Origin of the sequence: Congregibacter sp. (assembly GCF_965662665.1) — a bacterium.
Lineage (GTDB): Bacteria > Pseudomonadota > Gammaproteobacteria > Pseudomonadales > Halieaceae > Congregibacter.
This window is the reverse complement of record NZ_CBFIIF010000053.1, coordinates 1-10,554: the sequence shown is the minus strand read 5'-3', so window position 1 is coordinate 10,554 and position 10,554 is coordinate 1. Positions and strand designations below refer to the sequence as shown.

8 protein-coding genes are annotated in these 10,554 nt (G+C 55.5%); 5 read left to right on the top strand and 3 right to left on the bottom strand.

Translation table 11 applies throughout. From position 1 onward, the window contains the following. Positions 1-348: transaldolase family protein (locus ACTG39_RS13855; protein WP_439108155.1), on the bottom strand; the 348-nt coding region annotated here is incomplete at its 3' end. Positions 349-372: 24 nt separating this feature from the next. Beyond that, positions 373-1,377 carry a tRNA dihydrouridine(20/20a) synthase DusA gene (gene dusA, locus ACTG39_RS13850; protein WP_439108154.1) on the bottom strand — a complete coding sequence of 335 codons (1,005 nt, stop codon included), beginning with the start codon at positions 1,375-1,377 and terminating at the stop codon, positions 373-375. Positions 1,378-1,604: 227 nt separating this feature from the next. On the opposite strand from dusA, the gene ACTG39_RS13845 reads away from it, so the two are divergent. From ACTG39_RS13845 to gltX, 5 genes are all read left to right on the top strand, one after another. After that, complete coding sequence (locus ACTG39_RS13845) at positions 1,605-2,864, top strand: dipeptidase (protein ID WP_439108153.1); 1,260 nt, start codon at positions 1,605-1,607, stop codon at positions 2,862-2,864. A 13-nt stretch (positions 2,865-2,877) separates the two neighbouring features. Beyond that, positions 2,878-3,795, top strand: coding sequence for an alpha/beta hydrolase family protein (locus ACTG39_RS13840; RefSeq protein ID WP_439108152.1), 918 nt, complete (start codon positions 2,878-2,880; stop codon positions 3,793-3,795). Further along, positions 3,792-5,024 (top strand): kynureninase, encoded by a 1,233-nt coding sequence (kynU, locus tag ACTG39_RS13835; RefSeq protein WP_439108151.1) that lies wholly within the window; start codon positions 3,792-3,794, stop codon positions 5,022-5,024. Before ACTG39_RS13840 ends, kynU begins: the two co-directional genes overlap by 4 nt. Further along, positions 5,024-6,139: an alkaline phosphatase D family protein gene (locus ACTG39_RS13830; RefSeq protein WP_439108150.1), complete on the top strand. Its 1,116-nt coding sequence runs from the start codon at positions 5,024-5,026 to the stop codon at positions 6,137-6,139. Before kynU ends, ACTG39_RS13830 begins: the two co-directional genes overlap by 1 nt. A gap of 96 nt (positions 6,140-6,235) precedes the next feature. Further along, positions 6,236-7,717: a glutamate--tRNA ligase gene (gltX, locus tag ACTG39_RS13825; protein ID WP_439108149.1), complete on the top strand. Its 1,482-nt coding sequence runs from the start codon at positions 6,236-6,238 to the stop codon at positions 7,715-7,717. Positions 7,718-7,738: 21 nt separating this feature from the next. Here gltX and ACTG39_RS13820 read toward each other — a convergent pair. Then, a partial coding sequence (locus ACTG39_RS13820; RefSeq protein ID WP_439108148.1) for a hypothetical protein occupies positions 7,739-10,554 on the bottom strand: 2,816 nt, incomplete at its 5' end.

Sequence of the window (10,554 nt, the reverse complement as noted above, 5' to 3'; positions counted from 1 at the left end):
AATGAGTCGGTGAGCTCGTTCTATGGTCCCTTCGCGATCAAAAGATAGCCGGGCATCCACCTCAGTGGATACCCGCCCCGGTACGATGCCCAAAATCTCTGTTCCCACAGCGACCGCAAAGTGGTCGCAACAGGCAGCGAGCTGCTCGGTATTACTGCCGCCTTCGCGCTGGGCACGTTCCTTGGCTGTCGAAAGAATGCCCTGGTAATGGGGCAGGGAAGCTGCCTTGAGTAACAACGATGGATTGGTTGTTGCATCCAGCGGCGTAAAGCGTCGGATGGCGTCAATGTCGCCGGTGTCTGCGACCACATCCGTCATTGCTTTGAGTTGGCTCAATTTGTCAGTCATAAGGTTCTCAGATTCATATCAGGGTCAAGCGGCGAGTTGGGTGACTTCATTAACAGCTGCGCGCAGTACGTCTGCGCCGGCTCCCGGTCTGTGGGCTTGTTCACTCAGCAAGCGCCGGTAACGTTTTGCCCCCGGAACCTCTTGATACAAGCCCAGGAGATGACGGGTAATTTGGTTAAGCCGCGCGCCCCGGGATAGCTCATTTTCAACATAGGGCAAGATTGCTTCGATGATGTCTTCGCGATAGCGCGGCTGTCGCGGCTCGCCAAAAAATCGGGAGTCCACCTCGGCGAGGATCCAGGGGTTGTGGTAGGCGCTGCGTCCGAGCATCACGCCATCAAGCTTACCCAGTTGTGCTTCGCAATCATCGAGAGTTTCGATGCCGCCATTAATGACCACGGTGAACGCGGGGAAGTCCTGTTTAAGCTGGTGCACCCAGGGATAGTTGAGCGGTGGCACTTCACGGTTCTCTTTCGGCGACAGGCCTTTTAACCAGGCTTTTCGCGCGTGAACGATAAACACCTCGCAGCCGCCCTCGGCCACGGTGCCCACAAAATGGCATAGCTCGTCATAGCTCTCCATATGATCAATGCCAATGCGGTGTTTGACGGTGACATCGATATCGCAGGCACTTCGCATTGCCGAGACGCAATCACGTACCAATTCTGGCTCACCCATAAGGCAGGCTCCGAAAGCGCCATTTTGTACTCGGTCTGAGGGGCAGCCACAGTTGAGATTGACCTCATCATAGCCCCAGTCCTGAGCCCATTTGGCACAGAGGGCAAGATCAGTGGGGTTTGAGCCGCCGAGCTGCAGGGCGACGGGTGTTTCTACTTCGTCAAACCGCAAAAAGCGTTCACGGTCGCCATGGATGAGGGCGCCGGTGGTTAGCATTTCTGTATACAGACGGGCATTGCGGCTGAGGAGACGCCAGAAGTAACGGCAGTGCCGATCGGACCAGTCCATCATCGGCGCTGTGCAAAAACGCCAGGGCGAGGCTGAGTTCGGTGTTTGTGGATTGCTGGACATGATGGGTGAAAAGGGAAGACTGATTCGTGTGCCGTTGACAGCTTTGATTGTATCGAGACTACCAGGGCAATGCATGTCTTATGCTTGTTTTGTGCAGAGCGGGTTCGCCTTTCTTTTGGCTAATCGCTGGCAAAGGAGAAACTCACAACGCACAATAGCCAACAAACCGGGTTTACCAAGCAAACTCAAATCAAGCAAGGCAACGAAGACAAGCACAGCGAGGCAATATGCATAGCAAACTAAGCGGTCTTTTTTCACTACCGGCAGCGGCATTGTTAAGCCTGAGCGTGGCGCCGGCGGCACTCAGCGCCGATGCGGCAAAGTTCATGGTGATTGATGGGCACAATGACTTGCCCTGGCAGTATCACCAGCGCTTTGACAATCGGCTTGCGCCTTTGGATGTTGCCGATCGGCATGAGGACATGGATCCGCCCTTGCATACAGATATCCCACGTTTACGTGAGGGTGGGGTGGGCGCTCAATTTTGGTCTGTTTATGTTCCTATTCGTGCCTACGGCGGTTCTGCCGGTGATGCCGCTCTGGTCCTGGAGCAGATGGATGTCGTCCGCCGCCTGGTGGAGCGCTATCCCGATGATCTGGCCCTGGCGATGACGGCTGCGGATGTCCGCGACGCTGCCGCAGCGGGCAAGATCGGTTCTCTCATGGGAATAGAGGGCGGTCACGCCATCGAAAATTCTCTGGGCACTTTGCGTTCTCTCTACGCGGCAGGTGCGCGGTATATGACACTTACGCATAGTAAGGGGCTTAGTTGGGCCGATTCAGCCACCGACGAGGCGCGCCATGATGGTCTTACGGAGTTTGGTGAGAGCGTGGTGCGCGAAATGAACCGGCTCGGAATGCTGGTGGATCTCTCCCACGTAACGGCAGCCACCATGCATGATGCTTTGGATACGGTGACCGCCCCCGTGATTTTTTCGCACTCGTCAGCGCGGGGTTTGAACGACCACCCACGTAACGTTCCCGATGATGTGCTTGAGCGACTACCAGAGAATGGTGGCGTGGTGATGGTGACCTTTGTGCCGGGCTATATATCGCAGGCGCGCCGGGATTGGGATCTTGCAAAAACGGGTCAGGAAGCAAGCCTTCACGCGATGCACCCTTTTGACGAGACGCTCCGCGAAGAACTGCTGATGCAGTGGGTGTCATCAAACCCCGAGCCCGAGGTAACCCTTACACAAGTGGCTGATCACATAGATCACATCCGCAAAGTGGCGGGCATTGAGCACATTGGGCTTGGTGGGGACTTTGATGGCATCAGCTCTGTGGTGCAGGGCCTGGAGGACGTCTCAACTTACCCTGCGCTGTTTGCGGAGTTAAAGCGTCGTGGATACAGCGATGCTGACTGTGAGGCTATTGCGGGCGGAAACGTGCTGCGCGCACTGGAAGAAAACGAAAAGCGTGCCAAGCGCATACAGAGTGAGCGTTTGGCAGAGGATCCACCGGAGACAGCGGTAAGCACTGAGTAGTTTGGCGCGGCGCATGATCAAGCGTGTTTTAACAGGACTACTGCTAGGCACCAGTCTTTGGGTGTTGCCCGCGGTGTCAGACGTCCCTATGCCGGTCTCTTTTTCGTCAGTGCTGGAACTCAAGGCACGTAAACCCGATCTTGTTAAGCGTTATGGCAATGCGCCCTCGCAAACCGCAGCATTGTGGATGCCTCCGCTGAGAGCCGAAGGGCCGGTGCCGGTGATTTTTCTTGTGCACGGAGGATGTTGGCTCAGCGATTACAGTGCTGAACATATCTATCCTTTGGCCGCCCAGTTAGCCGCCGATGGTTACGCAGTCTGGGTGCCGGAGTATCGGCGCGTTGGCGAACCCGGAGGTGGATGGCCCGGGTCTGCTGTGGACATGACGTTGGCTTTGGATGCCCTCGCAGATGTCAATAATCCGCGCTTGGCGCTGTCCCGGACGGTGGTGATGGGGCACTCCGCTGGTGGGCATTTGGGTTTGTGGCTTGCTGCTCGAGATCCCTCCTTGATTAAGCCCCCGGTGCGTATTGTCGCTGCCGTTGGACTCGCTGCGATTACGGACCTCAAAGCCTATTCTCTTGGTACTAACAGCTGTGAGGCTGTGACGACGTCTTTTATGGGTGGCGCGGCAGACGAGGTTTCAGAGGCTTACTTACAGGCGTCACCGGCCTCGCTACCGTCTCACGTGCCTGTGCGACTCTTGCGGGGTACTGACGATGGCATCGTTGGCCCGCAGCAAATGTCTGCGATGCGCAGTGCCAGCACGATGGAACTGCCGCAAGCGGGACACTTTGATTGGGTTCATCCCGAAACCGCCGCCTACGATCGCGTGCTTGACGCGGTGTTTGATGTGCTGGGCGTATCGATCCAGCCCATGCGACCGGTTACCCCGGCTAAAACGCCTTCTCAGGAACTCGCCCCGTTGTGAGTGATCACGCGGCGAATCTCGATGCCGATGACCCCTTGGCAGACCTTCGCGAGGAGTTTTTGTTACCCGACGGAACTGTGTATCTGGACGGCAATTCCCTGGGCGCCTTGCCCCGTGCCGTGCCCGTCGCTGTAAACAGAGTGGTAGAAGAGCAGTGGGGACAGGACCTCATCAGCAGTTGGAACAGCCATGAATGGATTCGCTTGCCTACGACGGTGGGCGAGGAGATCGCAGCCCTGATCGGTGCAGCCCCCGGACAGGTACTTTGCTGTGACAGCATCTCGGTGAATCTGTTTAAGCTTCTCGCTACGGCCCTTGAGATAAATGCTGACCGCAGAGTGATACTGGCAGCAGATGAGGACTTTCCTACAGATGCCTACATCGCCCAGGGACTTGCGCAGCTTTTGGGCGAGTCCCGCTGTGAACTCCGACGGGTAGCCGCTAGCGATATAGAGTCGGCACTTAGCGATGAAGTCGCGGTACTCATGCTGACGGAAGTGAACTATCGCAGCGGTGAACGACACGATATGCAAAAGCTTACCAACGCTGCGCACGCGGTGGGTGCATTGGTGTTATGGGATTTGGCGCATTCTGCTGGTGTGATGCCTATCGAACTGGATAGCCTGAATGTAGATCTGGCCGTCGGCTGTGGTTATAAATACATGAACGGTGGCCCGGGTGCGCCGGCATTTTTGTATGTTAACCAGCGACATCATGGCTGCGCTCGTCAACCGTTGTCCGGATGGCTGGGCCATCGTGATCCTTTTGCGTTTTCTGTCGACTATGAGGCGGCCACTGGTGTGCAGAGGTATCAGGCGGGAACGCCGGCAATCATCAGCATGGTTGCGTTAAAGGCAGCGCTGGGTGTTTTTGAAAAGGTCAGCATTGAAGGTATACGAGAGAAGTCCCTGGCATTAACGAGCTTCTTTATGGGTGGCCTGGAGTCACGGGGTTTACTCCGGCAGCTTGAGTGTCTTACTCCCAAAGACGCACATCGCCGAGGTAGTCAGGTGAGTGTACGTTTTGAGCAGGCTTGGGGACTCTCCCAGGCATTGATTGATGAGCAAGTTATTGTGGACTTTCGGGCACCGGATATCGTGCGCTTTGGCTTCGCGCCAATGTACAACAGTTTTGGCGATGCCGAACGGGCGTTAGACACCCTGGCAGAGATATTGGCCGATGGTCGATATCTCAATGATCGCTTTGCAGTTCGTGCAACGGTGACGTGATGCGTTCGATTATCTGCACCACGGCGCTCGCGTTTGCGATCCTGTTTTCTGCCAACGCCCTTTCCCAATGGTCCGATGTTCTTCAGCGGCGTCCCACGCCGATTTTCGAATCTCCTGCGCTGGATACTTCCGCAACAGTGACACGCTTTGCCTTTGGGTCATGCTACAAGGCGCAATTGGGCGGCGACGACGTTTGGGAGTCCATCGCAGCTACGAAGCCGCAGTTGTTTGTCTTCGCCGGAGATACTCTTTATCCCGATGAGGATGATGACAGCGCGGCGCTCACAGAACTGCGCGCCGCTTATAAGCTGCTTGCCGACGTACCGGGATTTACTGCGCTCCGCACTGAGACCCCTGTACTGCCAGTCTGGGATGACCATGACTTTGGCAGGAACGATGGAGGCGGTGACTTTCCCTGGCGATTGGAATCTGAGGCACTCTTTGAGCGGGCTTGGCAGATCAATGAAAGCGATCCAAGGCGTCAGCGGTCGGGCGTTTATTTTAGCGAAACACTGGGGGAGCCGGGTAAACGCCTGCAATTCATAGTTCTGGATACCCGGTTTTTCCGTTCACCCCTGCGCTCTAGTGCTGATTATGGGGCCAAAGGTAAAGAGCGCTATGTGCCGGAGCCCGACGTGGCTAAGACGATGCTGGGGCGCGATCAATGGTTTTGGTTGGAGAAGCAGTTACGGCAGGATGCGGACCTACGCATTGTTGTGTCTTCTATTCAGGTGCTGGCAGATGGGCATGGCTGGGAAGGGTGGAAGCAATTGCCGCATGAGCGAGATCGGCTTTTTGATCTGCTGCGCGCCCATGACACGGCACCGGTGGTTGTGCTCTCCGGGGACCGCCATGTTGCAGGGTTCTATGAACGTGATATCGGTCTGATGACCCCCCTGGTTGAGTTCACGTCCTCGGCACTCAATAATCCTATATCAATACCTAACCGCTACAACACGCTCGCCGAAGCGGGCCCGTATCGTCTGGGAGACCTCTATGGCGAGGCGAATTTTGGCTCCCTTGATATTGACTGGAAGGCCGGCGTGCTCGAGTTGAAGCTCCATGACGCTAGCGGGCGGGTTGAGCGTACTTTGCTGAGAAACCTAAGCGACTGATCGCAGTCGGGTTCACTGCGTCCAGACATTGTTAACGATGAGTTTCTTGTCCGCAGGCCCTATAATCACGGCCCGCTCCAACTACCAGATAATCTTATGACTGTTCGAACACGCGTTGCTCCCTCTCCTACAGGCGATCCACACGTTGGTACCGCCTACATCGCGCTTTTCAATCTCTGTTTTGCTCGGGCTCACGGCGGCCAGTTTGTGCTGCGCATAGAAGACACGGATAAGGCGCGCTCTACGGGGTCTTCAGAGCAGGCAATACTCGATTCCCTGCGATGGTTGGGTCTTGATTGGGATGAAGGACCGGATGTCGGTGGAGAGCACGGGCCTTATCGTCAAAGTGAACGCATGGAAATTTACGGTGGCTATGCGCAGCAGCTGGTCGACGAGGGCAAAGCTTTTGTTTGCTATCGACGTCCCGAAGAATTGAACGAGCTTAGAGAGTCGCGACGCGCTGAAGGGAACAGCACGGCACTGAAGCATTCTGATCTCGTGCTGCCTGCTGATGAGACGGAAAAACGCAGAGCCGCGGGTGAGCCCTATGTTATCCGTATGATTGTTCCCGAGGAGCCTGGTGTTTGTCCCGTGCAGGATCTGCTTCGCGGCGAGATCGAACTGGACTGGAGTATGGTGGACGCGCAGATTCTCCTGAAGTCTGACGGCATGCCCACTTACCACTTAGCGAATGTTGTGGACGATCACCTCATGGAGATTACCCACGTTATTCGCGGTGAAGAGTGGATTAATTCGGCGCCCAAGCACCAGTTGCTCTACGAGTACTTTGGTTGGGATATGCCGGTGCTCTGTCATCTGCCTCTGTTGCGCAATCCGGACAAATCCAAGCTAAGTAAGCGTAAGAATCCCACCAGCATTCTTTACTACCAGCGCATGGGCTTTTTGCCTGAGGCTTTGTGTAACTATCTGGGACGTATGGGATGGTCCATGCCTGATGAGCGAGAGAAGTTTAGTCTCGCCGAGATGCAGGAATCCTTTGACATCCAGCGGGTCTCCCTGGGCGGCCCCATTTTTGATGTTGAGAAACTACGCTGGCTTAACGGGTTGTGGATCCGCGAGGAGCTGAGCCAGGAGCAGTTGGCCCAGCGTTTGGTTGCATGGGCGTTTAACGCGGATAACCTGGCTGCGGTGTTACCGCACTTACAGCAACGAATGGAAACGCTCAGCGACTTTGCGCCGCAATCGGCATTTTTGGTGTCGGGGGAGTTGTCCCTTGAAGCCGATCAGTTTTCTGCGCTGGGGATGGAGCCCGAGCAGCTGCTGAAGACTTTGCAATTTGCATTGTGGCGTCTCGAGGTCCTGCAGGACTGGGACAGAGATACGGTGTGGGATGCCCTAAAAACACTCTCAGATTCTCTTGAGATGAAAGTCCGGGACTTTCTTGCCCCCTTGTTCATCGCGATCTCTGGCAGCCGAGCTTCCATCTCGGTTGTAGATGCCATGGGTCTGTTGGGGCCAGATATGAGTCGGGCGCGTATCCGTCATGCTATCGATACTGTCGGTGGGGTATCTAAAAAAGCGGCCAAGCGTCTAGAGAAAGAGTATCAAGCCCTTTAATTGTCGCTTCCGGGCATGGCTTTAATCGACGGGTTCATTCCAGCGCTCGAGCGCAGCCTTGCAAGGGTTGCCTCTGGAGAAAAGTCGTTCCAGCAGGGGTTTCGCGATGATAGTTACGCCTGCACTGGCAACAGCGGCACCACCGCTGATCGCGGAGCTTGCTAAATCAAGCCCGAGGGTCGGTTTTGCCAGAGTGCCTGTTACAGCAACGAAGGGATTAATCATGCTGGCAGCGTTAATGCCCAGTCCTTTGCGTGCCCGGTTGTTAAAGGTGATTTCCAGTTTTTCGTTGCGAAGATTGATCTGCCCCTCTGCAGAGAGGTCAATTTGCTCGCTGCGAAAAACCAGACCCGGGTCAAGGCTCAGGATGCCGTCATTTGCCCGGGCCGCCAGTACAGAGCACTTCACCTGCATATTGGTTTGTCCTTTAGCCAGCATAGGCAGAAGAGTCTGAAAAATCTGTGCGACAAAGGACTCCGTCGCCGCGCTGAGTTTCATCTTTTGCAGCGTACCGGCCCCACCTACCATCAGGAACTCGCCATTTAGCGAGGCAGCGAGTTCTCTGAGGTTTTCGCCGGTCGCTGTAAAGGAGCTGTTGACCTCGTATCTTGGGAGTGCGTCGTATTCGGCGCCGGTGGCGATGATGCCCATGGGTAGAGCAGTGGCCGTTAATTCACTTTGGAGTTGCGCGGTGTTCTCTGCGTCGACAATGGAAACCTCTCCTGCGAAGATTCCCCGGCTTCCCTGAATATCTTCGATGGTCAGCAATCCTTTGCCTTCACCGCTTTGAAATTGCAGTTTTGATTGCTCTACTAAGGACTGTTCATTGAACTGCGGATCCTTGAGCCCCAGAGGACCCGTTTCAAGGGTCAGATCAATGCGGTAGTCATTCAACCATTGACGCGGTATTGCTGTATTGGGGATCTTTCGCCCATCAGGGCTCGTCGCTTTTTCCGTTGTCGAATCTTTGGTGGTATCTGTAGTGATCCATGAGTGCACATCGGCATGGGGTACCCGTAGGACAGCGACCAGAGACTTGTTGAGCTGGTCCCAGTGCGCATTACCGTTAATCAGCGATTGCCCGAGGGCGATCTTTTTCGCGTCGATAACAATGCTGTCTCCTGTCGCCTGGGCACTGACGTCAATGTCATAGGACAATAACTGATCGGGAAGAGTCGAGTGAGTGTCGAGCCTCCTCAGGTCATCGCCACGACCACTTACTTCAATGCTTATTCCCTGATCCTTGATGTTAGGCGGCACGACGATATCGGCGCTCAGCAGTGTGCCACTGGCGTCATGGAGTTCGGCGTTAATCTCTGTGGCGTCCTCTTTCGGGCGGGTAACAGAGCGCAAAGTCACTGGATGTTGCAAGACACTAAGTCCAGCTACCGAAGGCAAGAATAGGGAAGGATCTTCGAAGCGCAGATTCGATTCCAGCATCGTCTGGCTGTTGAGTTTAAAGTCGCTGCTGAGCTCCAGTCGTGCATCGCCGCTGACCTTGGGTCCTGACAGGTTCTGAAGAGAAATAGTGATTAGCTGTGGCGACAATTGCGGGGTCAGCTCGAAACTATAACTGCCGCTCGGGGTATAGTCCGAGGCGTAGTCGCCCAGCAGCGCATTGATTTCGGAGAGTTGCCCCTTCAGAAGTAGCTCGCCGGAGAGCGCGTTGTTCGCATAGCGTAGCTTGCCACCGCTGGACTCTAGTTGTAATCCACCCACACTCAGCTCTGGACTTCGCAAGAGGATGTCTTCGGGTTGACCCTCGATGTCTATGGCCAGATTGATTGGTAAATCGCCAAGGGGCGCTAGACCGAGTTGCTGTCCCAAACGGCTGAGGGAAGCAATCTGGGCGCTTAAATGGATGTTGGCATTATCGAAATTGGGGTAACTGTTGAGACTGCCACTGACTTGACTGGTAATGTCATAAGCTGTGATGTCTGCGGTCTGGATGTTAATCACGGCTTCGTCAGAGATGGAGAGGCGACTGTCGACGCTAACTGCCGAGTCCGGGACGCCTATACCGGCATTGTCCGCGATGGCCTTAATGCTTGGGCTGTTGAATTCAAGGGTCAGTTCGCTGCCCGCATAGTTTGGAAAGTTATCCAGGAGCCCGGACAGCCGGAGTCGGTGCGCGCCAACGCTTATGTCCCCCTCTATGTACTCCCCTCGAACAACGTTGTCTTTTATGTCGACTTGGACGGTATAGGGTAGCTTGAGGTTGGGCGTACGATTCAACAACTTCTGATAGAAAGCGAAGTCGGGCCCTGTTGCCTCCAGGTGCACAGTCCCTCCGTCCGTGGCGGGAAATTCTGGCAGCACTATGTCGGCCGTAAGGTGATTTTCGCCAGCATCCAGCATCGCATCTCGCACTTCAATGCGTTTGCCGTCTCTTAGCAAGCGGCCTGTGACTGTTAGCGGCACTTCATCGCTTGGGCCAAGTCCCAGTGCTTCGGCCAGGCGTGGCAGGCTATCGGCATCCAGGTGCATGGCGAGACTCACACCATCGCCTGACCCGGGGTTATCAATGGTGCCGTTAAGTGTCGCCACGAGATGGGAGAGTTCTGCGCGCAGCTCGAGTTCTAAACCCGGTTCCACGTCGGCTATGCGTAGTGTGATATCGGCGAGTTCATCAGCCTCAAGTATGGGTGATAGCTCTGCGATACGCGGGGGAACAGGACCGGATAGCTCGGCATTTAGACTGAGATCTCCGAGCTCTCTTATGTCAGGTAACCGGTAGTCCCCTCGTAGCTTTAGCCCGCCAATAGCACCGCTAAACGTGGCCGACAGGTTTTGGCCTGTTCGTACGCTCGCGAACCCGCTGCCCTCCATGGTGTACT

Coding starts and splice junctions, on each gene's coding strand:
- dusA (WP_439108154.1), bottom strand. CDS start 1,377: ATGTCCAGCAATCCACAAACACCGAACTCAGCCTCGCCCTGGCGTTTT.
- ACTG39_RS13845 (WP_439108153.1), top strand. CDS start 1,605: ATGCATAGCAAACTAAGCGGTCTTTTTTCACTACCGGCAGCGGCATTG.
- ACTG39_RS13840 (WP_439108152.1), top strand. CDS start 2,878: ATGATCAAGCGTGTTTTAACAGGACTACTGCTAGGCACCAGTCTTTGG.
- ACTG39_RS13830 (WP_439108150.1), top strand. CDS start 5,024: ATGCGTTCGATTATCTGCACCACGGCGCTCGCGTTTGCGATCCTGTTT.
- gltX (WP_439108149.1), top strand. CDS start 6,236: ATGACTGTTCGAACACGCGTTGCTCCCTCTCCTACAGGCGATCCACAC.